The organism is Streptomyces sp. NRRL S-118, assembly GCF_000716335.1.
Classification (GTDB): domain Bacteria; phylum Actinomycetota; class Actinomycetes; order Streptomycetales; family Streptomycetaceae; genus Streptomyces.
The window spans coordinates 1-836 of the sequence record NZ_KL591002.1 but is presented as its reverse complement, the minus strand read 5'-3'; the positions used below and the strand labels follow the sequence as shown (position 1 = coordinate 836).

The 836-nt window shown below is 71.4% G+C and carries 1 pseudogene; it reads right to left on the bottom strand.

The annotated features are described in order from the left end of the window. Window positions 1–831, bottom strand: a pseudogene (locus tag IH00_RS39805) (IS5 family transposase); the annotation flags it as partial. Between the last annotated feature and the right edge of the window lie 5 nt (window positions 832–836).

Sequence of the window (836 nt, the reverse complement as noted above, 5' to 3'; positions counted from 1 at the left end):
CACATCAGGAGTGATGCGAGGGCGACGGCCGCCTTGTGGGACTGGGCGGTCTTGTCGTAGCGGGTGGCGATGCCTCGCCACTGCTTGAGGCGGTTGAAGCACCGCTCCACGACGTTGCGGTGCTTGCAGATCTCCTTGTCGAAGGCCGGAGGGCGGCCGCCGAGGCTGCCCTTGCGGGCCCGGTTGCGGACCTGGTCGGCCGAGCCCGTTCCGGGACGGTGTGCCTGATGCCCCGGCGCCGCAGCCAGGTGCGGATCGCCTTCGCGCTGCAGCCCTTGTCGCCGATGACGTGATCGGGCCTGGTGCGGGGCCGGCCCGCTCCGGCCCGGGGCACCCGGATGGTGTCCATCAGCGCCGTGAACTGGGTGCAGTCGTTGGTGTTCCCGCCGGTCAGGACGAACGCGAGCGGGCGGCCGATCGCGTCGCAGGCGAGGTGGATCTTGCTGGTCAGTCCGCTTCGGGACCGTCCGAGGGCCGGGCTTCGGCGCCCCCTTTTCGGGCCCCTGCCGCCTGCTGGTGGGCGTGGACGATCGTTGGGTCGACCGACACCAGCCACTCGGTGTCACCGGCCGCGTCCGCCTTCGCCCGGGCGGCCCGCAGCATCCGGTCGAACGTGCCGTCCGCCGCCCAGCGGCGGAAACGCGTGTGGAGGCTGGTCCACGGACCGTATCGGCCAGGCACGTCCCGCCAGGGGACACCCGTGCGGAGCTTCCAGACGATCCCGTTCAGGACCCTCCGGTCGTCCAGCCGTGGCCGCCCCAGCGCAGACCGGGGCAGCAACGGGCGTATCAGATCCCACTCGGCATCGGACAGTTCATGGCGACGGATCACCACAC